The sequence below is a fragment of the Acidovorax sp. A79 genome (assembly GCF_041154505.1).
Classification (GTDB): Bacteria; Pseudomonadota; Gammaproteobacteria; order Burkholderiales; family Burkholderiaceae_C; genus Acidovorax.
Window position 1 is genome coordinate 4079293 of sequence record NZ_AP028672.1, and the last position, 24431, is coordinate 4103723.

Annotated in this window: 23 protein-coding genes and 1 pseudogene; 9 read left to right on the forward strand and 15 right to left on the reverse strand. The window is 61.8% G+C overall.

Annotated features, from left to right (window positions below; genetic code table 11):
• Nucleotides 1–84: 84 nt before the first annotated feature.
• The 6 genes from ACAM51_RS18645 to ACAM51_RS18670 all read right to left on the reverse strand — a co-directional run bounded on the left by ACAM51_RS18645 (nt 85) and on the right by ACAM51_RS18670 (nt 5647).
• Nucleotides 85–1089 (reverse strand): transketolase family protein, encoded by a 1005-nt coding sequence (locus ACAM51_RS18645; protein WP_369641464.1) that lies wholly within the window; start codon nt 1087–1089, stop codon nt 85–87.
• Nucleotides 1086–1940 carry a transketolase gene (locus ACAM51_RS18650; protein WP_369641465.1) on the reverse strand — a complete coding sequence of 285 codons (855 nt, stop codon included), beginning with the start codon at nt 1938–1940 and terminating at the stop codon, nt 1086–1088. Before ACAM51_RS18650 ends, ACAM51_RS18645 begins: the two co-directional genes overlap by 4 nt.
• Before the next feature lie 37 nt (nt 1941–1977).
• Nucleotides 1978–3237, reverse strand: coding sequence for a TRAP transporter large permease (locus ACAM51_RS18655; RefSeq protein WP_369641466.1), 1260 nt, complete (start codon nt 3235–3237; stop codon nt 1978–1980).
• Between the two features lie 29 nt (nt 3238–3266).
• A complete protein-coding gene (locus ACAM51_RS18660) occupies nt 3267–3782 on the reverse strand; it encodes a TRAP transporter small permease (protein ID WP_369641467.1) in 516 nt (171 codons plus the stop codon).
• Between the two features lie 84 nt (nt 3783–3866).
• The gene (locus tag ACAM51_RS18665; protein ID WP_369641468.1) at nt 3867–4853 is read right to left on the reverse strand and encodes a TRAP transporter substrate-binding protein; all 987 of its coding nucleotides are present in this window, start codon (nt 4851–4853) and stop codon (nt 3867–3869) included.
• A gap of 44 nt (nt 4854–4897) precedes the next feature.
• A complete protein-coding gene (locus ACAM51_RS18670; RefSeq protein ID WP_369641469.1) occupies nt 4898–5647 on the reverse strand; it encodes an SDR family NAD(P)-dependent oxidoreductase in 750 nt (249 codons plus the stop codon).
• A 177-nt stretch (nt 5648–5824) separates the two neighbouring features.
• On the opposite strand from ACAM51_RS18670, the gene ACAM51_RS18675 reads away from it, so the two are divergent.
• The gene (locus ACAM51_RS18675; protein ID WP_369641470.1) at nt 5825–6709 is read left to right on the forward strand and encodes a LysR substrate-binding domain-containing protein; all 885 of its coding nucleotides are present in this window, start codon (nt 5825–5827) and stop codon (nt 6707–6709) included.
• Nucleotides 6710–6730: 21 nt separating this feature from the next.
• Here the strand turns inward: ACAM51_RS18675 and ACAM51_RS18680 are convergent.
• Nucleotides 6731–7144: pseudogene (locus ACAM51_RS18680) on the reverse strand (IS21 family transposase); the annotation flags it as partial.
• Between the two features lie 389 nt (nt 7145–7533).
• Nucleotides 7534–8322: an IclR family transcriptional regulator gene (locus ACAM51_RS18685; RefSeq protein ID WP_369641471.1), complete on the reverse strand. Its 789-nt coding sequence runs from the start codon at nt 8320–8322 to the stop codon at nt 7534–7536.
• 230 nt (nt 8323–8552) lie between these two features.
• On the opposite strand from ACAM51_RS18685, the gene ACAM51_RS18690 reads away from it, so the two are divergent.
• From ACAM51_RS18690 to ACAM51_RS18725, 8 genes are all read left to right on the forward strand, one after another.
• The gene (locus ACAM51_RS18690; RefSeq protein ID WP_369641472.1) at nt 8553–8822 is read left to right on the forward strand and encodes a hypothetical protein; all 270 of its coding nucleotides are present in this window, start codon (nt 8553–8555) and stop codon (nt 8820–8822) included.
• Nucleotides 8794–9840 (forward strand): amidohydrolase, encoded by a 1047-nt coding sequence (locus tag ACAM51_RS18695; protein ID WP_369641473.1) that lies wholly within the window; start codon nt 8794–8796, stop codon nt 9838–9840. The genes ACAM51_RS18690 and ACAM51_RS18695 overlap by 29 nt, the downstream gene beginning before the upstream one ends.
• 34 nt (nt 9841–9874) lie before the next feature.
• The gene (locus ACAM51_RS18700) at nt 9875–10834 is read left to right on the forward strand and encodes a Bug family tripartite tricarboxylate transporter substrate binding protein (RefSeq protein ID WP_369641474.1); all 960 of its coding nucleotides are present in this window, start codon (nt 9875–9877) and stop codon (nt 10832–10834) included.
• A 25-nt stretch (nt 10835–10859) separates the two neighbouring features.
• Nucleotides 10860–11831 (forward strand): tripartite tricarboxylate transporter substrate binding protein, encoded by a 972-nt coding sequence (locus ACAM51_RS18705; RefSeq protein ID WP_369641475.1) that lies wholly within the window; start codon nt 10860–10862, stop codon nt 11829–11831.
• A 9-nt stretch (nt 11832–11840) separates the two neighbouring features.
• Entirely contained in the window at nt 11841–13043 is a 1203-nt protein-coding gene (locus ACAM51_RS18710; protein WP_369641476.1) for a CaiB/BaiF CoA transferase family protein, read from the forward strand.
• Entirely contained in the window at nt 13040–13870 is an 831-nt protein-coding gene (locus ACAM51_RS18715; protein WP_369641477.1) for a citryl-CoA lyase, read from the forward strand. Before ACAM51_RS18710 ends, ACAM51_RS18715 begins: the two co-directional genes overlap by 4 nt.
• A gap of 907 nt (nt 13871–14777) precedes the next feature.
• The gene (locus tag ACAM51_RS18720) at nt 14778–15053 is read left to right on the forward strand and encodes an H-NS family nucleoid-associated regulatory protein (RefSeq protein ID WP_369641478.1); all 276 of its coding nucleotides are present in this window, start codon (nt 14778–14780) and stop codon (nt 15051–15053) included.
• Nucleotides 15054–15474: 421 nt separating this feature from the next.
• Nucleotides 15475–15840: a hypothetical protein gene (locus ACAM51_RS18725; RefSeq protein ID WP_369641479.1), complete on the forward strand. Its 366-nt coding sequence runs from the start codon at nt 15475–15477 to the stop codon at nt 15838–15840.
• A gap of 72 nt (nt 15841–15912) precedes the next feature.
• Here the strand turns inward: ACAM51_RS18725 and ACAM51_RS18730 are convergent, their stop codons facing one another.
• From ACAM51_RS18730 to ACAM51_RS18760, 7 genes are all read right to left on the reverse strand, one after another.
• Nucleotides 15913–17256: an aspartate aminotransferase family protein gene (locus tag ACAM51_RS18730; RefSeq protein WP_369641480.1), complete on the reverse strand. Its 1344-nt coding sequence runs from the start codon at nt 17254–17256 to the stop codon at nt 15913–15915.
• 91 nt (nt 17257–17347) lie between these two features.
• Nucleotides 17348–18895: a gamma-glutamyltransferase gene (locus tag ACAM51_RS18735; protein ID WP_369641481.1), complete on the reverse strand. Its 1548-nt coding sequence runs from the start codon at nt 18893–18895 to the stop codon at nt 17348–17350.
• Between the two features lie 17 nt (nt 18896–18912).
• Nucleotides 18913–19758, reverse strand: a complete 846-nt coding sequence (locus tag ACAM51_RS18740) for an ABC transporter permease (RefSeq protein ID WP_369643847.1) — start codon at nt 19756–19758, stop codon at nt 18913–18915.
• Nucleotides 19759–19773: 15 nt separating this feature from the next.
• Nucleotides 19774–21303, reverse strand: coding sequence for an ABC transporter substrate-binding protein (locus ACAM51_RS18745; protein ID WP_369641482.1), 1530 nt, complete (start codon nt 21301–21303; stop codon nt 19774–19776).
• Nucleotides 21304–21322: 19 nt separating this feature from the next.
• Complete coding sequence (locus ACAM51_RS18750; RefSeq protein WP_369641483.1) at nt 21323–22267, reverse strand: ABC transporter permease; 945 nt, start codon at nt 22265–22267, stop codon at nt 21323–21325.
• Nucleotides 22261–23277 carry an ABC transporter ATP-binding protein gene (locus ACAM51_RS18755; protein WP_369641484.1) on the reverse strand — a complete coding sequence of 339 codons (1017 nt, stop codon included), beginning with the start codon at nt 23275–23277 and terminating at the stop codon, nt 22261–22263. Before ACAM51_RS18755 ends, ACAM51_RS18750 begins: the two co-directional genes overlap by 7 nt.
• Nucleotides 23270–24202 carry an ABC transporter ATP-binding protein gene (locus tag ACAM51_RS18760; RefSeq protein ID WP_369641485.1) on the reverse strand — a complete coding sequence of 311 codons (933 nt, stop codon included), beginning with the start codon at nt 24200–24202 and terminating at the stop codon, nt 23270–23272. Before ACAM51_RS18760 ends, ACAM51_RS18755 begins: the two co-directional genes overlap by 8 nt.
• Nucleotides 24203–24431: the final 229 nt, after the last annotated feature.

Genomic DNA, 24431 nt, shown 5'->3' on the forward strand with positions numbered 1-24431 from the left:
GCCTGCTATGACGACTGTCCCATCTAACGACACGACTGCTTGTAGTCTCTAAAGTCAGCAAAGACTACAAGCAACATCCCCGAACTACCGTAACCACACCTTGACGCGCGCCGACAGCGCCTCGGTGCTGATGCCGTAGCGGTCGTGCAATGTGGGCAAGGCCCCCGCATCGAGGTAGGCATCAGGCAGCCCCGCCAGGCGGAACCGTGCGGGCTGCACACCGTTTTGCAGCAGTGCGCTGGCAACGGCCTCGCCCAGGCCGCCGACCACCGAATGGTTCTCGGCCACCACCACGAGGCGCGGCTTGCGCTGCACCTCGGCCAGGATGGTCGCGGTGTCCAGGGGTTTGATGGTGGGGCAGTGCAGCACGCCCACGCCGATGTGGTCGGCCTGCAGCGCCTTGGCCACCTCCAGCGCGCGCATGGTCAGGAAGCCGCTGGAGATGATGAGCACCTCGTCGCCATCCACCAGGCGCTTGGCTTTGCCCAGTTCGAACTGGTAGTCGTATTCGTCCAGCACCAGCGGCACATTGCCGCGCAGCAGGCGCATGTAGACAGGGCCGTTGTGCGCCGCCATCTGCGGCACGGCCTGCTCGATATCGAGCGCGTCGCAGGGGTCGATGATCGTCAGGCCGGGGATGCCACGCATCATGGCAATGTCTTCGGTGGCCTGGTGGCTGGGGCCGTAGCCGGTGGTCAGGCCGGGCAGCGCGCAGCACATCTTCACGTTCAGGTTTTCTTCGGCAATCACCTGGTGGATGAAGTCGTACGCGCGGCGTGTGCCAAACACGGCATAGGTGGTGGCGAAGGGAATCAGCCCTTCCTTGGCCATGCCGCCTGCCGCGCCCATCAGCAGCTGCTCGGCCATGCCCATCTGGTAGAAGCGCTCCGGGTAGGCCTGCGCAAACAGGTGCAGATCGGTGTACTTGGCCAGGTCGGCAGTCATGCCCACGATCTCGGGGCGGGTGGCGGCCAGCTCGACCAGTGCTTTGCCAAACGGTGCAGCCTTGACGCGCTGCCCCTCGCCCGCGATGGAGGCGATCATGGCGGAGGTGGTCAGGCGCGGTTTTTTCTCGGCGACGGTGTTCATGCGGCGGCTCCTTCGGGGGCGGTCTGGTCGAGGATGGCGAGGGCCTGCTGCCACTCGGGCGGATCGACGCGGATGAAGTGGTTCTTGTCGCGCGCCTCCAGGAAGGGAACGCCCTTGCCCATGAGCGTGTTGAACAGAATCACGCGCGGCTTGGGCTCTGTCAGATTTCGCGCGGTGTCAAAGGCCGCCAGCACGGCAGCCAGGTCGTTGCCATCGATGCGCTGCACATGCCAGCCGAAGGCCAGCCATTTGTCGGCCAGCGGCTCGAAGCCCAGCACTTTGCTGCTGGGGCCGTCAGCTTGCTGGTTGTTGATGTCCACCAGGCAGATCAGGTTGTCCAGCCGGTGGTGCGCGGCCGACATGGCGGCCTCCCAGGTCGAGCCTTCGTCCAGCTCGCCGTCGCTCATGGAGTTGTAGACGAACGCGGGGTTCTTTTTCTGCTTCAGGCCCAGTGCCATGCCCACACCGATCACCAGGCCTTGGCCCAGCGAGCCACCCGAGATTTCCATGCCTGGCGTGTACGTGGCCATGCCGCTCATGGGCAGGCGGCTGTCGTCGCTGCCGTAGGTTTCGAGTTCGTCCTGCGGGATCACGCCCGCTTCGATCAGCGCCGCGTAGTGCGCGATGGCGTAGTGGCCGTGCGACAGCAGGAAGCGGTCGCGGCCCTCCCATTCAGGGTTCTGCGGCTGCAGGTGGAGGGCATGGCCGTAAGCCACGGCCAGCACGTCGGCCCAGCCCAGGGCCTGGCCGATGTAGCCCTGGCCCTGAACCTCACCCATGCGAACGGCGTAGCGGCGGATGCGATGGGCGCACCGGGCCAGCGCCTGCAGTTTGTCTGCGGCGGAAGTCATGGAGTTCTCCTGTGTGAAAGCGGGGGAAGAAAAGCGTTTAGCGAAGGATCGAGGCGGGCACGTAAGACACCAGCGCCAGCACCAGGAAGGCCACGAAGTAAAACGGCCCCAGCTCGCGCACCGTCTGGCCCACCTTGACCTTGGCCAGTGCACTGGTGATGAACAGCGTGGTGCCCACCGGCGGGGTGTAGAGGCCCACAGCCAGGTTGACCACCATCATGATTCCCAGCTGCACGGGGTCCATGCCAATGCTCTGGGCCAGCGGCAGGAACACCGGGGTCAGCAGCAGCACAGCGGCTGGCAGGTCGATGAACATGCCGATGAACAGCATCAGCAGGTTCATGATCAGGATCACGATCCAGCCCTGGCTCACGTTCTGCTGGATCCAGTGGGCCACGCCCGTGGGCATCTGGTCGTAGGTGAGCAGCCAGCCGATGGCGGCGGACGCCATGATCACCAGCAGCACCACACCGGTGGCGAGGCCAGCGGACACCACGGCGTCGTTCAGGCGCTTGAACGAGAGGTCGCGGTACACCACCACCGACACTGCGGCGGCGTACAGCGTGGACAGCACGGCCACCTCGGTCGGCGTGGCAATGCCAAAGCGCAGGAACAACACAATAAGCACTGGCAGCAGCAGTGCGGGTGACGAGTACAGCAGGTGCACGCGGAATACGCTCCAGTCGATGGGCGTGAGATCCCGGGGGAAGTTGCGGCGCTTGCCGACCCACCAGCACATGAACATGAAGCCACCGCACATCAGCATGCCGGGCAGGATGCCCGCGATAAACAGTGCCGCAATGGAGGCATTGGCCGTCAGCGCGAACAGGATCATCGGGATCGAGGGTGGGATCAGAATGTCAATGGTGGCGGCTGCGGCCAACGTGGCCGCTGAGAAGGCAGGCGGATAGCCCAGGCGCTTGTGCCAGGGAATCAGCAGCGAGCCGATGGCCGAGGCGTCGGCCACGGCCGAGCCCGACACACCGCCGAACAGCGTGGACGACAGCACGCCCACCTGCGCAGGCCCGCCGTGAAAGCGGCCGATCAGCGTGCTGAGCACGCCCACCAGCGCAGCCCCCAGGCGACCGCCCATCATGAGCGACCCGGTGAGCATGAAGAACGGGATCGCGATCAGCGGAAAGCTTTGCACCTGCGCCACCATCTGCTGTACCAGCAGATCAAGCGGTACGCGGTCGGAAGTGGCGGCGGCAGCCATGGCCGCGACCAGCAGCGCATGGGCAATGGGCATGGCCAGCACGGCCGCACCGAGAAAGACGAGAAGAATGAGGGCGCTCATGGTGAGATCCTTGGCTGGGGTGGCGGGGCTTACCAGTGCGCCTCGGGCACGGCGGTCTCTGCATCGGCGGCGCTGGGCACCGGCGGCGTGGCCCATGCATTCCAGGCCGACTTGAGTGCCAGCAGCGCTAGCATCACCAGCCCACCCATCACGCAGCCGTAGGTCAGCGACCCGGGCACCTGCAGGATGGGCGACTTCTCGTCGTGCACGATCTCCAGCATCTGGTAGGTGGCCCGGGCGAGCGTGCCGTACAGCGCAGCCACCACCAGCCAGCTGCCGATGGACGCCCAGCGGCGCAGCGCGGGGGGCACAGCGTCCATCAGAAAGCTGGTGGTGATGTGGGCGCCGTGCGCAGCCGCCAGCACCACGCCAGACATGACCAGCCAGGGAAACAGCAGCTCCGGCACCTCATTGGCCCACTGCAGGCTGGTACCGGTGGCGTAGCGCAACACGGTGTTGGCCACCAGGATGATGAAGATGACGGACGTGCTGATCCATAGCAGCACTCGGCACACGCCGACAACGGCCCATTCGATGAGGTTCATCGGGAGACTCCTTGGGCTGCAAGGGCCGGGGCCCATGCAGCGACTTTGGGGGGATGAGGATTGGCGCAGGAGCGGCCAGAACAATCAGCGCGCGGCGGCGATGACTTTCTTGAGGTACGGCCCGATGGGCGTGGTCAGCCACTTGGCATCCACCGCAGCCGTGGCCTTGGCAAACGCTGCCTTGTCCACCGTGGTCACCTGAACGCCCTTGGCCTTGAGGTCGTCGAGCAGCTTGTCGTCGGCCTCTTGCGACATCTTGCGCTGCAGCGCCGTAGCCTCGGCTGCCGCCTCGGTCACGGCCTTGCGGTCGGCGTCGGACAGGCGGTCCCAGGTGCGCTTGCTCATCAGGAAAGGCGTCATCTGGAACATGTGGCTGGTCAGGGCCAGGTGCTTTTGCACTTCGTACAGCTTGCTCGCATGGATGTTGACCAGCGGGTTCTCCTGCCCATCGACCACGCCCTGCTGCAGCGCCACGTACAGCTCGGCAAACTTGATCTGCTGTGCCTCGGCACCCAGCGCCTGCATGATGTCCACCAGTACCGCGTCCGGCGGGGTGCGCATCTTCAGGCCCTTCATGTCTTCGACCTTGGTGATGGGCCGCTTGCTGTTGGTCATGTGGCGGATGCCGTTGTCCCAATAGCCCAGCACCACCATGCCCTTCTCTGCGGACTTCTGCGCCAGCTCCTGGCCCAGCGGGCCGTCCAGCAGCTTGAAGGCCTGCGCGGGAGTGGAGAACATGAACGGCATGCCGTAAGCGGCGTACTCGGGCACGGCCACCGACACGGCGCCTTGCGAGTTCGCCGTCATGTCCAGCGCGCCGGTACGCACGGCCGTGACCATCGCGGCGTCGTCGCCCAGCTGGGCCGAGGGCGCCACCTGCACTTCAATGCGACCCGCCGTCTTGGCCTTGAGGGTTTCGGCGAACTTGACGGCGGCTTCATGGCGCGGATTGCCGGGCGCGGCGCCATGGCCCAGTGTGAGCTTCATGGTTTGCGCCTGCGCGAGCCCGGGCATTGCTACCGCCAAGGCAGCGGCTGCCAACAGGGTGCGGGTGAAGGTTTTGCGTTGCATGGTTTGTCTCCTGGTTTATGTTTGTTGAGAGGTCGTGAGGGCGGTCAGTGAATGAGCATGCCGCCGTTCACGTCCAGCGTGATACCGGTGCAGTAGGTGGATAGCGGGCTGGCGAGGAACACGCAGGCTCCGGCAATGTCATCCGCACGGCCCAGGCGGGCGAGCGGAATCGTCTCTGCAATCTCCGCCTTCTTCTCTTCGGTCAGTTTGCCCTTGATGATGTCCGTGCCGATCAGGCCGGGCGTAATGCAGTTGACGCGAATGTTCTCAGGACCAAACTCGCGGGCCATGGCCCGGGCCAGGCCCAGCACGCCCGCCTTGGCGGCGGAGTAGTGGGGCCCGCCCAGAATGCCGCCGCCGCGCTGGGCCGACACCGACGAGATGCAGATGATGGAGCCGCTTTGCTGCGCACGCAGCGTGGGCAGCACGGCCTGGGACATGTACAGCGTGCCGCGCAGGCTGACGTTGAGAATGCGGTCGTAGTCGGCGCCGGTGATCTCCAGCGTCTTGACGGGCTGGGTGATGCCCGCGTTGTTGACCAGCGTGTCGATGCGGCCGAAATGGGCGCGCACTTGGGCCGCCGCCGCTTCGCACGACGCCTTGTCCGTCACATCGGCTACCAGGCCCAGATGACCCTCGCCCAGCCGCGCGGCGGCGCCCGCTGGGTCGGCACCTTCGAGGTCGAGGATCGCGACCTTGGCCCCTTGCTCGGCCATCAAACGGGCGGTGGCAAACCCGAGGCCATTGATACCCGCCCCCCCGGTAATGATGGCAACCTGGTTCTTGAGCAGCATGTGTCTTGTCTCCTGTGGTGTGAAGGCGTCAGGAGGCGCGGACGCTGCCCGAGCGGCGGCTGTCAACGCGATGTCTCCTGTTCTGGGAGCTGATTCTCAAAGCCGCTCAAGATGATGACAAGCGATGAATCATCAGCGTAAGATGACATTCCGTCATCTAACGTCAGGGTTCACCCCATGCCCACCTTGCCGCCCATTGCCAACCTGCAGGCCTTCGAGGCCGTGGCGCGCCGCCGCAGCTTTGCGCTGGCAGCGGCGGAGTTGAACCTCACGGCGTCGGCCATCAGCCACCAGGTTTCCAGGCTGGAGGCCCAACTGGACATTCGCCTGTTTGAACGCAGCGCCCACGGGGTGCGCCTGAGCCCTGCGGGCGAGCACTACCTGATGCACGTGGGTGCCGCGCTCAACGCCATTGCCACGGCCACGGACGATTTGCGGCACGGCATCCGCAACAGCCTGTATGTGCATTCGGCGCCCAGCATTGCCAGTCTGTGGCTCATGCCGCGCCTGCACCACTTTGCGCAGGCCTACCCGGAGATATCGCTCAACCTCTCGGCCGCCCATACACCCAGCGATTTCGCGCTCGGCCAGGCCGACATCGACATCCGCTACGGCATTCCGCAGTGGGGCGATCTGGTGGTGGAGCCGTTGTTTGAGGAGGCGATCGTGCCGCTCGCCAGCCCGGCCTTCATCAAGGCGCACAAGCTCAAGCGCGCGGAGCAGCTGCTGGACCTGCCGCTGATCCAGAGCAACGTGAGCATCGTGCAGTGGTCCGACTGGTTTGGCCGGTTCACCAAACTGCGGGCGCCCGACCGTTTCTCCCTGCGGTTTGACCGCGCCCAGATGTCGCTGGATGCTGCCACGCAGGGCCTGGGCGTGGCGCTAGAGAGCGCCGTCAACGCAGGCGGTCACCTGGCCGATGGCAGGCTGAAGGCCCCGTTCGGCATGGAGCAGGCCGTGCGGGTGAAGGCGCATTTCGCAGTGTATCCAGAGCGGCACGCCAAGCGCCCGGCGGTGGAGGCGTTTCTGTCGTGGCTGCACAGCGAGGCCGTAAGGACTTGATCTGTCTGCAACACCGAATGAGTCAAATTGAAAGTGCACAACTGCTTGTCCCGCTAAAGCAGGCAGGGGAACGAAGGTATCTCGGCCTGTGGTCTGCTGGGCCACAAGGCGCTGCTCTTGCCAGATCCGGGCAAAGGCCGCTACGCGGTTGTAGGAGCCGGTATAGCCCAGGGCCTGCAGATCGGCGTACATCTGCTTGACGGTGCGCCGCTGCTTGCGGGATCGGCCTGCTTCGGTCTTGAGCCAGCCCGAGAGCTTCGACGCGAAGGGATCGAGCTTGGAAGGACTGACCCGCTTGGCGTAGTGCGGCTCGGCCTCGCCTGCGCGCAGGTACTTGCGGATGGTGTTGCGCGAGAGGCCCGTGCGCCGGGCGATCTCCCGGATGGACAGCTGCTCTTGCAGGGCCCAGCGCCTGATGACACTCAGTGTTGCCACGTCTATCGCTCCTGGTCTCCTGCTGCTCAGCAAAGCAGCAGGTTAGGGTTAGTACGTGAGTCAGGTTTGGATGGAAATCCTGGGGGTTAGTGGGTCACTTCTGCGTGGAAATCAACAGTCGAGCTCAGCAAAGTGGCCGACTGCAATCGCTGCAGAGCCGCCAGAGCAACAATCGCAATGTCGGCGGATCTGGGCCGCTTTGGCATAAGACCCGCTCAACGAGCTTATTGACATGGTGTACCGTGAAAAGTACCGCAGCAGCATCTTCAGTCGAAGATCAATGAACGGTCTCGTAGTGCACTAGAGCGGGTCGACCTCCAAGCCAGTTAGTGCAGGATGCATACGGATAGTTGCCTTGACCTGAGCAAGTGATGTTTGGCTCTTGTTGCTCAGACCCGAACGCCAATATGCTCGGTATTGGCTTGAGCAGCGATCGCATACCTGCTTACATTCCCGCCGAATTCGGCGGTGGCACGTCGTGCCATCTCAAGCAGTGCAACCACCGCGGTCCGCATTGCGAGCGGTTCGCCGAGGCGGGACAGTGGACCGGACACTGTCAGCGCGCCTTTGAGCTCGCCCAATGCGCCAAACACCGGCACAGATGCTGCCGCAGTCTCTGGGTCGCGCTCCCCATAAGAGGTTGCCCACAGACGCGCGCGCACCTCCTCGCCATTCGGGTGAGTGTCAGTGAAAGCCATGAGCACCTTGCCGGAAGCGCCTTTGCCCACTTCAAAATCCTCGCCTACTCGAATTGATACACGTACGGCTCTAGCGGGTTCAACGCGACTGACCACCAGCCGACGCCCTCCGGCCCGCACATAGAACGATGTCGTCTCGCCAAGTTTTTCGCTGAGCTCAGCCAGCAAAGGCTCGATGATGGAATCCACACGAAACGACCTCTGGTAGATCGCAGCCAGGCGCATGGGCTGAGGCCCGATGGCGTATTGACCATCGTCCAGCTTGCGAATGAACCCCCCATGCTCAAGAGCGCCCAGAAGTCGCAGCACCGTGCTCTTGTAAAGACCAGTTCTGCGAGACAACTCGGTCAACGTCAGGCGTTCATCGGTGGGTTGGAATGCGCCAAGAAGTGCGAAGGCGCGGTCGAGAACAGCAACGCCACTTGAGGTTTCGGACGAGGTGGCCTCGGTGTCGGGTCCAGATGATGGGTCAATCGTCATCACAGTAATTAAAAGTTCCGCCTAGTAGAACACGTCGCACGGACGCAAAAAGACAAGGGTTTTCCCTGTACCGAAGCGTCCGTTGTATACATGCAGTTCCTTTTGATAGAACGCAGTTCTGTATAATAGAACTATCTGATTACAGAGCCCAGTCCTATTGCGGTGAAAACACCGCAGGCTGAGGCAGAAAAATTGCGGAGACGTTGATGTTGCCTGCTCTCGGACACGGTATGGCCATTGCCCTCGTGGTGCTGATCATGACCAAGCGCATGTCTGCGCTTCTCGCGCTGGCGCCCATTGCACTCGGGTTGCTCGCTGCATCACCGAACGCCATCTGCAAGAAGGGGCGCTTGACGTCCACCTGCCTGCTGGTCGCGCTGCTCGATATCAACTACGGGGACCACGAGAAGGCATCGTTACTTTGGGTATTCGGCCTCGTACTGGCCGTGATCGGCGGTGCATTGGTGTTCGATGTCATTCCCGTCACATCAACCAACTGAGGGGCACGCGATGACATCAAACTACCTGAACGTGCGTGAAGACTGGCTGGGCCAGCGCCGCGAAGAAGTGTTGGAGCCAGAGTTGGCCATTGTGGACGCTCACCATCATTTCTATGACCGGCCCGGCTGGACCTACCTGCGCGACGAATACATGACGGATGCCACGTCTGGCCACTCCGTAGAGGCCTCGGTGTACATGCAGGCGCTCACACGCTACCGAGACGGTGGCCCCGAGCACATGAGGCCTGTGGGTGAAACCGAGTACGTTGCTCAGACCACTGTGCCGCAGCCCGGCCAACCGCGGATCGCGCAAAGCATCGTGGGCTATGCAGACCTGCGCCGCGGTGCCAACGTGCGCGAAGTCTTGGAGGCTCATCAGGCAGCGGGCGAAGGCCGATTCCGCGGCGTTCGCCACCTCGCCACCTGGGATGCTGACAGCTCATTGGCAAACCCGCTGACCGCTGCTCCGCAAGGCTTGCTCGCAGATACGGGCTATCGCAAAGGCTTGGCCGAAGTCGCTGCGCTCGGCCTCTCCTACGATGCTTGGCTGTTCTGGCCACAGCTCGGAGAGCTGATCGACGTGGCGGATGCGCTACCTGACCTGCCGATCATTCTGGACCACTGCGGCGGGATCGTACGCATCGGTGCATATGCGGATCGAGATGACGTCATCTGCACAGGATGGCGCGCGTCTTTGCACGAACTTGCACGCAGGCCCAACGTGTTCGTCAAGCTCGGCGGTCTGGGCATGCGCATCAACGGATTCGGCTTCGAGCAAGGCGCATTGCCGCCGTCCTCCGAAGAGCTTGCAGCCGCATGGCGCCCCTGGTTGCTGACCTGTATTGAGGCATTCGGCCCGCAGCGTTGCATGTTTGAAAGCAATTTCCCGGTGGACAAGGGTTCCTACAGCTATGTGAATGGCTGGAACGCCTTCAAGCGACTCACGCAGGGCTTCTCGGCCACCGAACGACAAGGGCTTTTTCAGATGACAGCGCGCCGTGTGTACCGGCTCACCTGACACCTTCATTTCAGTACACGCCCCAGGAGACTTCATGAATCTACTTCCCCGTTTGGTCGGCGCTTGCGCCTTCGTCTTCGCTGTCGTTGCGCAAGCGCAGTCAGCGTATCCATCCCAGTCAATCAAGGTCATCGTTCCATTCCCGCCAGGCGGCGGCACAGATGCTGTCACGCGCATGGTGCTTGACAAGATTCGTGCCGGCACAGGATGGACGCTGATTGTGGAGAACAAAGCCGGTGCTGGCGGCAATATCGGCATGGACGCAGTTGCCAAAGCGGCACCAGACGGCTACACGCTGGGCATGGGGCAAACGGCCAACTTGGCCATCAACCCTTCGCTGTACGCAAAGATGCCCTACGACGCGGCTAAGGCGTTCGCTCCCATCGCCACGATTGCGGGCCAGGCAGTGGTGCTGGTGGTCAAGGCCGACTCTCACTACAAGACTTTGAAGGATCTGGTGAACGCCGCCAAGATCAAGCCGGACTCCTTGACCATGGCGTCTGCCGGCAATGGCACTGTGGGCCACCTGACCGGTGAAGTCTTTACCAAGCAGGTAGGCATCATCACCAGACATATCCCCTATAAGGGCGCTGGCCCCGCTACCACTGACCTGTTGGGCGGTCAGGTCGACTACTACTTCGCTACGCCGCAGACGGTCATCTCTTTCGTCAAGGCCGGCAAGCTGCGCGCGCTTGCTGTCAGCTCGGCCAAGCGCATGCCGGCGCTGCCTGACGTGCCCACCGTGGCCGAGAGCGGATTCGCCGGTTTTGACACCAGCGACTGGAAGATGCTGGTGGCGCCAGCAGGAACACCTCCGGCCATCGTGTCGCGCTTGCAAGCCGAGGTTGCCAAAGCTCTGTCGCTTCCAGACACCGTTGCCACTCTGATTGCAGAAGGCAGCGCGCCGGTCGGCGGCACCTCACAGGAGGCCGCCGCACTCCTCAAGGCCGAACAACAGCGTGTGGTGCGCACCAGAAACATCAAGCTCGATTGACCCCCGACTTCACTGGAGACGTCTCATGAACATTGTCCGCATCCTGTCCGCTGCTGCCGCAGCCGTGACCTTTGCCGCCACCACCAACGCATTCGCGCAGTCCTTTCCTGTGCGGCCCATCACCATCGTCGTTCCCTACGCCGTCGGCGGCACGACCGATATCGTCGCGCGTCTTGCGACCAACCAGGTGGCCAACGGCCTGGGCCAGCCCTTCGTCGTAGACAACAAGGTCGGCGGCGGTGGGCTGATCGGCTGGGGAGCCGTTGCGCGGGCCGCGCCCGATGGCTACACGCTGCTGACGACTGAAATGTCCTTCACCATTGCTCCCGGCCTCCTACCCAAAATGCCCTTCGATGCGCAGAAGGGCTTCACGCACATCATCACGGCAGCCTCCGCACCGCACGTTCTGGTAGTCAACCCGGGCTTGCCAGTGAAGACGGTGCAGGATTTCATCGGCCTGGCCAAAGCCAAACCCGGCACGATGAACTATGGCTCGGGCGGGAATGGAACGAACACGCACCTGGGTGGCGAATTGTTCAAGAGTGCTGCGGGCATCGATCTGACGCACATCCCATACAAGGGCGCCGGCGCGGTCCTGACTGACCTGATGGCGGGCCAAGTGCAGGCCCTGGTTACTTCGTTGCCAACGGCGTTGCCTCACATCAAGTCGGGCAAGCTGCGCGCGCTTGTTGTCACGAGCGAGGCTCGTTCGCCCCTATTGCCCGACGTACCGTCTGCCAAGGAAGCGAGCCTGCCGAGGTTCGTGATGGATTTCTGGGTGGGCTTTGCGGCCCCCGCTGGCACACCACAGCCTGTCATCGACAAGCTGAACCAAGCGTTTTCCTCTGCGCTGAACTCCGAAGATGGCAAGCGGCGCTTGGCCGAACAGGGCCTGACGCCGGTTCTCAATACCCCCGCACAGGCGTCGCTGCTGGCTGCTTCCGAAATGAAGCGCTGGGCAGCTGTAGTGAAGTCGGCAAACATTAAGTCCGAGTAAGGAACAGCCATGGCCATCCAGCCCCTGCACGGCATTCGCGTGCTGGACCTGACCAACGTGTTGGCGGGGCCATTCGCTTGCCACCAACTGTCACATATGGGTGCCGACGTCATCAAGGTGGAAGCGCGGGAAACCGGCGACCTTGCCCGCCAACTTGGCGCTGATCCAGAGCTTAACAAGGCCATGATGGGCGTGTCCTTCCTGGCGCAGAACCCGGGCAAGCGGTCCATCACACTGGACCTCAAGCACCCGAAAGGCAAGGAAGCGCTACGCCGCCTGGTGCGGACGGCTGATGTGCTGGTGGAGAACTACCGGCCCGGCGTGATGAAGCGCCTCGGATTGGGCTACGAAGAACTGTTGAAGGAGAACCCCAAGCTCATTTACTGCGCCATCTCGGGCTTCGGACAGAGCGGCCCACTGCGCGATCTTCCGGCCTACGACCAGATCATCCAGGGCATGTCCGGTATTATGAGCATCACGGGCGCGCCGGAGAACGCGCCATACCGCGTGGGTTATCCGGTAGCCGACACCATCGGCGGCATCACGGCTGCTTTCGCTGTGGCTTCGGCGCTGGCCGATCGCCATCGCACCGGCGGTGTGTTCATCGACGTGTCGATGCTCGAAGCCGCCATGGCCACCATGGGCTGGGCGGTGTCGAACCACTTGATCGCCGGCCGCGCGCCCCGGCCCCTTGGCAACGACAACGTGACCGCGAGCCCGTCTGGCACCTTCCGCACCGGCGATGGCCTGCTGAACATTGCGGCGAACAAGCAGGAGCAGTTCGAGGCCGTGTGCGACGCGCTAGGCCGTCCCGAGTGGAAGACCGACCCGCGCTTTGCGGAGCGCCAAGGCCGGCTCCAACACCGCGCCGCGCTCAAAGCGCTGGTGGAAGAAGCACTTGCCGCGAAGTCTGCCAACGATTGGTGGCAGGTGCTCAACAACGTGGGGGTGCCGGCGGGACCGGTGTACTCGGTGCCGCAGGCGTTGGAGCATCCGCAGATTGCCGAGCGCGGCATGGTAGGCACTTTCGACAACGTACCCGGCGTTGGCCGCGACATTCGGGTCGTGCGCACCGGCTTCAAGCTCAACGGGGAGGCGCCCACAGTCCCTACGCCACCGCCACGGCTTGGCGAGCACACGGCCGCCATCCTGACCGAACTCGGCTACTCGGAAGCCGAAATCCAGGCCCACATTCAGGAGAAAGTCGTATGACCGTCGAAGACCCTCGCGTGCCCGACTGGTGGCGCACCTCCATCATCGAGATGCGCCCTGGCATGATCCGCTACAGCGGCTACGCCATTGAAGACCTCATTGGCCGAACCAGCTTCGCGCAGATGATCTGGCTGATGACCCGTGGGGAATTACCCAGCGAGGGCCAGGGCCGGCTTCTAGACGCAGCACTCATGTCGGCGGTCGATCATGGACCGCAGGCACCCAGTATCGCCATCGCCCGCATGGCCGCCACCTGTGGTGTGGGCCTGAACAATGCCATGGCCTCGGCAGTCAACGTGCTTGGCGATGTGCATGGCGGGGCCGGTGAACAAGCTGTGGCGATGTACCAGGACATTGCGGCTCGTCAGGACACCGGGGCATCTCTTGCCGAGGCAGTGCGGGACGGTCTCGATGCGGCGATTGCCGAGCACGGCAAGTTCGTGTCAGGCTTCGGGCACCGCTTCCACCCGGTCGACCCACGTGCTGCACCACTGCTGGCTCTGGTGGACGCGGCGGCAAGCGAGGGCACGGTTAGCGGGCGCTTCGCGAACATCGCACGGGGTGTGGAGGTCGAACTAGCCGCACGCAAGAACGGCCGGCGCATCCCGATGAACATCGACGGCGCCACTGCCGTGATCTACGCCGAGCTAGGATTCCCGGCACCGTTGGCGCGTGGCCTGTTCTGCCTCTCGCGCTCGGTGGGCATCCTGTCGCATGCATGGGAGCAGACAGGCCAGGGTGGGCGCAACAAGGGCCCCATTCCGCGCGACTACCTCTGGACCTATGACGGCCCGGCGCCGCGGGAAGTGCCCCGCCAAGAGGGCTGAGCCGCTTCACATCCGACAGTGCAACTGGGCGCCATGGATGGCGAGGCGGCTGCTTGATCGAACCACTTCAAGGAGGAGATATGAAACAGAAAATCCAGACCGGCGCCCGCTTGGCAACCACAACACTGGCCCGCCCAATAGCACTGTAACGCCGCAAGTTTTCCTTGGGCTTCATTGCGCTGCCTTATAGCGGCCAGTTCACGCGCCACCTTGTTGTCTTCGGCGCAAGTTGTTGGCTGCTCGGCCTGCGACTGCGTTATGACGATCTGCGTCTTGAGATTTTCGATAGCGCTCTTTTGGTTTGAGATCTGCATTCTTGCAGCTTGAACTAGAACATTCTTGTCAATCTCCAGATCGCGGGGCTCGTTCTCTTTGAGCGCCTTCGCGCAGGGATGGGAAAGTGGCTGCTAGATCTTTGCCGAAGCTCAGCCGCTACCGTGTGAGATGTTCAATGTGGTGCGAGAACATCCCTGCTCGTGACCAGCTGGCTCCATGGATCTGCGCGAACTCCGTTGCCTTGGTACGATCCAAAGCGCACGAAACGAAGAACCGAACCAAGAACAGATCCCCTGAGTGAAGAACCTGAGCTCCTCTATCTCGATGAACCCGCACACTGCCAGGAATTGCTGCGGCTACTGTGGTGCCGCTAGCTACCACCGGGTGCTCGCACGCGATGACGCCGGAGTCATGCGCTACACCGAGGCCCTGCGTTGCACAGGTTGCGGTCGCAGATACGCCAACCTGCAGGTGTGGCGCCAAGGCGAGACACAAGAATCTACGACTCCTTCCGTTGCAAGTGCCGACTGAGCGTGCCTTGCCTCCGTTTCGCGTAGAGTGCTCCCTGTGCCTAAAACGGTCCTCACCGGGCCAAATCACAACACCCCAGCACTCACCCCAACGCATATCCATGTCCAGCTACGCCGAACTCCTCGCCCAGAAAAAGCTCCTCGACGAACAAATCGCCAACGCCAAGAAGGCCGAGTCAGAGCAGGCCCTCCAAACCGTCCTGCAACTCGTTCAGGAATTTGGCTTCACGGCCCAGCAAGTCTTCCCCTGGAAGCCCCAGCCCAAGAAGGTCTCCGCCAAGTACCGGGATCCCGTCACCGGTGCCACCTGGTCCGGCCGAGGCAAGCCGCCACAGTGGATTGCGGGCAAGGACCGTGCACCATTTGTGATTGCCTGATCTGTACTGAAAGGGAGCCCGGCAGTGTGGACGCACCGCCTGAGCTCCTGCCAGCTCACAGGGCGCCATGGCCTTCGCCCGGTGACAGTGCGAGTGCGTTAAGGACGAATTCACAGTCCAGCACCTCTTCCACCGTACGCGCCGACCACACCGCCCGGAGCTCCGCCGGTGTTGATCCACCCCGTAAACTAGACCCTGGTAGTCCCTCAAGCCCCATCGAGGATGCACCCGCGTATTCAGGACGAGGAGTCCGCAAGCCTCTGCGCACACTGCGTTGCCTGATCCATCCTCCACCGGTCTCCAAGGCCCCTCCACCCCATCCATTGAGGTGCAGGGCAGGGCTGTCTGACAGCTCCCCGTGGCGGATTCAACCGGTCGATGCAACACACTAACCACCGCCTAGGTGGAAGGAGTGTTGCAGATGAAGCAGCGACCAAGAATCTACCAATATCCAGAAGGCGCTGATGTGGGAGCGCTGGAAACAAGGCTGGACGCTGCATGGGATCGGCAAGCTCTTCGCTCTATGTCGCGCAAGGGATACCGGCGTGCGCGCCGCATTCATCACCATTGCAAGGTAAGCGTAGTGGCCAACCACGCCAATCAGGTCGATGCAGCCCTGGTCGCCAAACATGGCAACGGTGCGCTCCCACGTTGGATCCTGCACGTTCTGGGTTTCCAGGAGCTTCTTGCAGAGCCTCAGCTCGATGGAATTTCTCGAAGGTACTCGGCGAGACGTTGGGTGTGGTCCCATCAGTTCCGGGCTGCGCACTTCGCGGCCCATCGATGATCTCTTGCGCGATTGTTTTCTGCGCCGGCGACCACAGGTGCTCGAGAAGCAAGGGGAGCCGATCGCCGCTCACTATTCCGCTCCCTGGTTGACTTCGTAGAGCGCTTCAACGATGGAAAGGGAGAGAAGTTCCGTGATTCTTTCGATCTCAGACTCCGACACGATGAACGGAGGCGCCAGCAGCACGTGGTCACCGTTCGCACCGTCAATTGTGCCGCTGCTCGGATACACGAGCAGACCGTTCGCCATGGCTCTCGCCTTGATTCGAGCGTGCAGGCGCGCATCTGGACTGAATGCTGCCTTCGTCTGCCTGTCGCGTACCAGCTCGACGCCCCAGAACAACCCCCGGCCGCGGATGTCCCCGACGTGCTCGTTATTTCCGAGGCGCTCGAGGAGGAGCCGCCTGAACAATGCGCCCCGATCCTCCACTTTTTGCAATAGTCCGTCGCGTTGGATCACTCTCTGGACTGCAAGTGCCGCTGCAGCTGCCATCGGGTGACCTATGTAAGTGTGACCGTGCTGGAAGATTCCGCTCCCATGTCGCAGAGCATCGACGATCTTCGACTTGGCTAGGACCGCCCCAATCGGTTGGTACCCGCCACCGAGCCCCTTGGCCACGGTCAAGAGGTCAGGAACCACTCCTTCTTGTTCGATTGCGTGAAGCGTCCCCGTCCGCCCCATCCCGCACATAACCTCGTCTGCAATGAATAGGATGCCGTGACGGTCGCACAGTTCCCTGACACCAGCGAAATACCCGGGCGTGGGTGGCAAAGCGCCAGCTGTGGCGCCGACGACAGTTTCCGCGACAAATGCGATGACCTTCTCCGGGCCAATCTCCAAAAACTTGGACTCCAGCTCGGCGATCAACCTGCTCGTGTATTGGTCCTGGCTCTCGGCGGCTAGTCGATCTCGATATTCATAGCACGGCGCCACGCGACCGACATCCATGAGGAGCGGGGAAAATTGATTTCGCCTCCATTCGTTCCCGCCTACGGCAAGCGCACCCAATGTATTTCCGTGATAACTCTGGCGGCGGCCAACGAATGTCGTGCGCTGGGGTTCGCCGATCTCGACGAAATACTGACGCGCGAGTTTCAATGCGGCTTCGACGGCTTCCGAGCCACCGGATACGAAGTAGACCTCATCGAGCCCGGCCGGGGCGTGTTTAATCAGGTGTTCAGCAAGCTCCTCGCTGATGTCCGTTGTAAAGAAACTGGTGTGGGCATACGGGATGGAATCGACCTGCGCGTGCATCGCCGCCAGAACGTCGGGATGCCCATGCCCAAGACATGACACCGCAGCGCCGCCGGATGCATCGATGTAGCGCCGGCCTTGATTGTCGAAGATCTCAATGCCGCGGGCAGCGACCGCCGTCGACGGGAGGCTGCGCAAAGAACGGTGAATGATTTTGCTCAAGTTGGTTCAACCTTAATATCAAAATACGAGTTCAAAAAGTGTTTCTGCCGCAACGCCAGTCCGTAGAGCTTCGCGGCCTGCCTTCAGCCGCTTATGCGATCCGACATGTCCCATCCCATGAGGGGTCCGCAGCGCCGTCCAGGCGCCCATCCGCGCGTTCTCCGACAGCCTGAACGATTCCAAGGTGGTTCTCGTGCCCAACGGCATGGACTTCCACGCGCGACCAATGAGAGCGAAGTGCCTCGATGACCTCGTGGCCTGCATCTGCGTGTACCCTTGGACAGCCGTCCTTGAAATTGACACGCGGCGCTCGCAAGGCTTCGGGCAACCCCAGCCCTCGGTCCACCACGTTGACGATGGTTTGGGCGACGGCACCGGGAATTCGTTCGCTTCCGGCGCCACCAAGGGACAAAAGCACGCGACCTCCACGCGAAACGATGGCCGGCGTCATTTCCGTCACATCGCGGGCACCTGGCACCGGGTCGGAGCCCATGCGGTAGCTCTTTGCAGGAAACAGATCGAAGGAGGTCTCAGTGCTGCGAAGGCCGAAGTGAGGTCCGATCGACATGGTCAAGGCGACAGCCATGCCGCTCGCATCCAGTGCCGACAAGTGCGTGGTGTCCTGGTCCTCGCGTAGCGCTTGAGTCGGGAGTTCGGACGCAACGTGGGCACGCGGGACACTCCCATTGATCAGGCCTTGCGAAATTGCATCTACCCTCTTGGCGACGAAGTGCGGGTCGATGAGCGCTTCGTAGGGCAGTCCGTCGGGCTTAGGTTCGAGCGATCCCAGTCGTTGTGGGCGGTCTTCGAAACAGGTTTCGATGATTGCAGCCAAAGTGCATGCTTCACGGCCGGTAAGCGCAGGGCCGAATTTTGGGAAGCGATCAAGGATTGCCAGCATCTCCAACAGCGTGTGCCCCCAGCCTTGGCGGCCAACGGTCGTGACTTGGCAGTCGCGGAACTGGCAATGCAGGATTTCACCTTCACGTGCATCGGCAGCCTCCAAGTCTTCGATCCGCCAATGCCCACCGCGCGAGCGAATGCCATCAACGAGCCGGCTCGCCGTCGAGCCTGACATGATGGCGGGGGCGCCACCTTCACCGTAGGCCCGCAACAGGCCAGCAAGCTTCTCGTGCCGGAAGAGCGTTGGCGGGCTTCCGCCATCCAAATACGGACCCGCTCCCGCTTCCACCAGCTCCGGCGCACGAAGCGCCCAAACTGCGGCAAGGTGGGAAGGTGCAGAAAATCCCTCATCCGCGAGCCGAGCCGCAGGCGCGACGACCTCCGTCAAAGACAATCGGCCATGATCGCGATGGAGCTTGCAGAGGGCGTGCGGCAATCCAGGAATCCCCGCCAATCGCAGAGGCCCTGCGCCTAAATCGCGCGGCAACGAAGCAGGAATCGAGCTTGCCCCGTCTATCGCAAAGAAGCCACCTTGTCCGGTTCGAACAACAATGTGGCAGCGACCGAGCAGGCTTGCGTTTGCAGGATCTGCAACGCAGAGCGTTAGGGCGGCCGCCACCGCAGCATCGGTGGCATTGCCTCCCGCCCTATAGATTGCTTCACCGGCCGCTGTTGCAGCCGGTGACCCCGTTGCAATGACGCCGCCTCTCGAATCTTTTTGACCACGCGCAGACATGTTTCTGCCTCCTACTTTTATCGAGCTGTCCGGGGGTCGAAGACGTCGCGCAAGCCATCCCCCAGGAAGTTGAAACCGAGGACTGTCACGAAGATCGCCAATCCGGAATAGATCGCCATAGAGGGCGCAATCTCCATCACCGTCGTGGCTTCCTGCAGCATCCGTCCCCAAGAGGGGGCGGGCGGCGGCAGGCCGAGGCCTAGAAAGCTGAGAGCAGCCTCGCCCAATACGGCTCCAGGGAAGACTAGCGTCGTCTGAATCAGGATCGGCCCAGAGCAGTTTGGAAGGATGTCCTGGACGAGGATCCTCACGGGCCATTTGCCCAGGGCTCGAGCGGCGAGCACGTAGTCCTCTTCCTTGCGCTGCAGCACTGTTGCGCGTACGACCCGGGCAAATCGGGGGATGCCAACGATCGTCAGCGCAAGAACGATGGCCCAGAGGCTGTCGCCAAGAGCGGCCACCAGAGCAAGGGCGAGCAGAAGACCGGGAAACGCGAGCAATGCGTCCATGGCACGCATCAGGAACGAGTCGATGGCGCCGCCGACGTAGCCTGCAGTGCCGCCCAGGGCGACACCAAGAACAAGCGAACAGAGCGTGACGAGCAATCCCACCTGCAAGGAGATCCCGGCGCCGTAGGCCAGGCGAGTCAGCAGATCTCTGCCGAACTGATCTGTCCCGAGCCAGTGGCCATCGCCTGGCGCAGCAAGCGCACTCCCAATGTCCATGCCATTCGGGTCCCAAGGCAGCACCAAGGGGAGGACGAGCGCGGCCGCAACCACGAGCGAGACCAATGCGACACCGATGAAGGCCAGCCGGTTGCGAAGGATGCGCAGCCCAAGCGCCTTTGTTTCCGAGGAGAGCATATTCAAAAGTCCCCCTTAGCGGTTCAACCAGATTTTTGCAAGACCACCGTCGGCAAGTGACAGGTCACCGTCAGCGTTGGTATGGAAGCCCTTCACTTCATCGCGCCACGCGAGTGTTCGTGGTTCGAAAAAAAGCATGAGGCTGGGCACGTCGCGCTCAATGATGTCGAAGACTTGCTGATACGTCTCTTTGCGCTTCTGGGGATTGGGCTCGACTCGGGCGGCATCGAGTAATTCGGTAACCTTGGTGTTTTCGTATCCGCCTGCCAAGTAGTTCGCCGGTCCCCTTTTGAGGTAGAACCGGCTGAAGCGGAAATCGGGGTCGTTGTAGCCGCTGGCCGATGAAATCACGAACTGGAAGTCGTAGGCTTTCATGCGCTGGTTCAGCGCCACCCAATCGGAAACCCGGATCGTCGCCTGGAAGCCGACGGCATTCAACTGGCTCTGGATCACCTGTGCATCGCGTCGGTACTCTGGTCTGGACTCGATCGTGATGGGCGGCCCGCTCTTGAATCCTGCTTCCGCCAGAAGTGCCTTGGCTTTCGCGGGGTTGCTCTTCACTGGATCACCCTCCAACCGCCAGAATGCTCCCTTTTCCCAGATCTGGTTGTCGACTCGCCCAAATCCCGATGTGAGAGCCTGAACGAGCACGTTGCGGTCGATTGCCAGATTGGCGGCCTGCCGAACCCGTGGGTCATTGAAGGGCGGCTTCGTCGTGTTCATGATCGCCGTGTGCCAGACCGCGCCGGGGGCTACAAGAAGTTCGAATCCACGGGATCTGTTGGGCGCAAGGACCGGCAGCAACTGATTGGGTACGGACGTGATCAGGTCAACCGCACCGGTGCGCAGCGCGGTCATCCGCGCGGCGTCATCTGGCACTGGCAGAAATGTCAACGAGTTGACATGCGGCTCGCCCTTGCGCCAGTAGCCTTCGAATTTCTTCATCGTGACACGCTCTTTGCCTCCTTCCGTCAGGGCGAAGGGGCCCGTACCGACCAGATGCGTGATCGACCCATCGGGATTTAGGGTTTCCTTGGGAATGATCGAAGCCCACACGCCCGAAAGCGTCGTCAGGAACGGCGCGAATGGTTCCTTGAGATGCACCGTGACCGTGTTCGCGTCGACCACCTCGATGTTGTCGATCACGGACAGTTCACCACGACGGCGCGAGCCGGTCTTCGGGTCAAGCATTCGGTCGAGGCTGAATTTCACGTCACCGGCGGTCATGACACGACCATTGTGAAACTTCACGCCCTGGCGGAGTTTGAAGGTATAAAGGCGCTTGTCGTTCGAAACCGTCCAGGATTGCGCCAGCCAAGGGACAAATTCGCCCTTGCGATCGCGGTTTAGCAGGCCCTCGGCAATCTGGCCGAGAATCCAGCCCGTACTGTCACCCTGGATAACCGCTGGGTCGAATCCGTTGGTCAGTGAACTTGTCTCCAGACCCACTTTAAGGGCGCCTCCATCCTTCGGAGTCCCTGGCGATTGCGCGGATGCTGCGGCGGCCACCAGGGCCAGCGAGGCAGCGAAGTGCTTGAGTTTCATGCTTATGTTTCCTGGACGTTCAATGGAGTTTCACGCGTGGATCGAGGAGCCGGTACGACAGGTCGACCAGCAAGTTGACGAGCATGCAGACCGTGGCCATGACGAGCACGATCCCCTGAATCATGGGATAGTCGCGTTCCGCAACGGCGCTCACGGCAAGCTTGCCGAGGCCCGGCCACGCGAAGATCGTTTCAGCGATGACGGCGCCTTCAAGCAAACCGCTGAACTGAATGCCGATCAACGTGACTGTCGGAATCATCGCGTTCTTCAACACATGCAATCCGATCACCATTTTTTCTGGTGCGCCTTTTGCGCGCGCCGTCCGGACATAGTCGCGTCCCAGCTGCTCAATGACTTCGGCGCGCACCAGACGAGTTATGTTCGCCGCCATGGCGGTTCCTAGGACGACCGTCGGCAAGATGAGGTGGCGCAGCGCATCCAAGGGTTGGGAAAATGACGCATACCCCATCGATGGCAAGAGACCCAGGTACTGAGCAAAGACCAGGATCAACAGGATCGCGAACCAGAAACTGGGTACCGAGATGCCGATCAATGCCCCGCCCATGGCGAGAAAATCAACGAAGGTATTGCGGAACAGTGCTGCAGTTATACCGAGCGGTATCGCGATCAGAACTGCGAGCAATGCCGAAGACAAGGCGAGTGTCAACGTCGCGGGAAAGCGCTCGGCGATCATTTCCAGCACGGGGCGCTTCGTCGAGATCGATGTCCCGAAGTCACCTGAAACGACGTTGCCGATCCAGGTGAGGTACTGAGTAGGGAGCGAGCGGTCTAGGCCATACTTGGCTCTCATCTGGGCCTCGACCACAGGATCGCTGTGCCCTTCGCCCATCAACACCTCGACGGGGTCGCCCGGAACAAGGTGCACCAGAAGAAATACGAGCATGGAAAGCAACACCAAGACCGGAACCAGTTGCAGTACCCGTCGCACAATGAACTTCAACATTTACTGGACTCCTTGCTTTGCGTCCAGACTGGGCCGCGGTCAACAACATTGAGCCGGATACATGCAGCCTCTCGGCCATCGCCCTGCGTGCTCAGTGGTGGCACGACCTGGGCACAGGCGTCGGCGGCATAGAGGCAGCGGGTGCGAAATGCGCAACCCGTCGGAGGGTTCAGGGGGCTTGGCAGCTCACCACGCAAAGGTACGTGCTCATGACGGCGAGTTGGATCTGGAACTGGGACAGCCGACATCAGGGCGCGCGTGTAGGGGTGCGCTGGATCCGTGAACAACTTTTCAGTCGGCCCGATTTCGACAATGCGTCCCAAGTACATCACTGCCACGCGGTCGCAAAACGCACGCACCACGGAGAGGTTATGGCTGATGAAAAGAAAGCTCAACCCGAAGTCGGCTCGCAATTGCGAAAGAAGGTTGAGGATCTGCGCCTGAACCGATACGTCGAGCGCAGAAACGGCTTCGTCTGCGACCAACAACCGCGGCTGCGGCGCCAATGCCCTGGCAATACAGATGCGCTGGCGTTGTCCACCTGAAAATTCGTGAGGATAGCGAGCGTAGTCTTCTGCCCGCAATCCCACGCGCTCAAGAAGTTCTCCCACGCGCACGCGAATGTTGCCGCCGTCCAGACCATCTGCGATGCTCGAGCCAACGCTCCTTCGCGGGTTCAGGGCCCCGAATGGATCCTGAAGAACAATCTGCATCTGCTTTCGCAGTTTGCGCATGTCTCTGGCGCTTGCGCTGCCCAGATCGCTTCCGTCAAAGCGCACCTGACCAGAGGTCGGCGTATAGAGCTGAAGGATACTGCGGGCAAGCGTGGATTTTCCACACCCAGACTCGCCGACGATGCCGAGCGTTTCCCCACTCGCAAGCGTGAAGGAAACGTTTTCAACCGCGTGGAGCCATCGCGTCGGACGTCCGAGAGCATTTGTTTCGATGGGAAAGCGCTGCGTGAGACCCTCGACTTGAAGGATCGCGCTTTGTGTTGATACGTCAAGCATGGAGCCAGCACCTCACGGAGTCGGCGCCGATCCGCACCAAGGGGGGAGTTTCGCTGCAGCGGTCGTGGACCTGGTCGCAACGATCACGGAACGGGCAGCCCGATGGGACTTGCCGCATCGAAGGCGCACTGCCTGACATTGAAGGCAAGGGCTTGTCGGTGCGCGGAACATCGACCCGTGGCACCGATCTGAGGAGCCCTTGTGTGTACGGGTGCCTTGGATGGGCAAAGAGTTCAGCCGTCGGTGCCTCCTCGACAATTCTTCCGGCGTACATCACGGCGATTCGGTCTGCCGTTTCGGCCACAACGCCTATGTCGTGTGTGATCAAGACGACCGCCGTCCCCAGATCACGCTGCAAGTCCGCAATTAAGTCGAGTATTTGAGCCTGCACCGTAACGTCCAGGGCAGTCGTGGGTTCGTCGGCGACAAGCACTGCCGGATTGCAAGACAGAGCCATGGCGATCATGACGCGCTGCCGCATACCGCCCGACAGTTCGTGGGGGTATTGCCTCAGCCTGCGCTCAGCATCCGAAATGCCGACCTTAGTTAGCATGAGAATTGCATGCTGCGATGCTTCGCGCCGACCTAAGCTCGTGTGCAGTCGTATCGCTTCCGTCAGCTGGTACCCCACCGTCAGCACAGGGTTCAGCGAGGTCATCGGCTCCTGGAAAATCATCGCGATGCGATGCCCGCGGATCTTCGACAACGCGGTGCGCCCCAGAGCGGAGATGCATTGTCCGTCGAGTCGTATATCACCTGCCGTGACTGGTGCCATCCCCAGCAGCGAAAGAGCGAGCGTGGACTTTCCGGAGCCTGACTCGCCCACGATGGCAAAAGTCTTGCCAGGCTCGAGATCGAAAGAAACCTCGACGACTGCCTGGATCTGTCCATCCTCGAGGTCATAGCACACCGACAGATCGCGCACGCTGAGGACGGGGGGCGACGAGTCGATGCGTGACGCGTCCTCGCCTGTAGGCTTCACAGGTTTCCCTGCTGCTGAGCTGCTTAAGTCGACACCTGACGCGAGTGCGGTTGGGCGATTCATTTCACACGTGAGCATTGGATTTCCGGGTCATGTTGTCTCTTCTTTATGGCAAGCATCAAGAATCTCTCGCCATTTAACTCAATCCTAACGCAAAAAGGAACGAATGAAC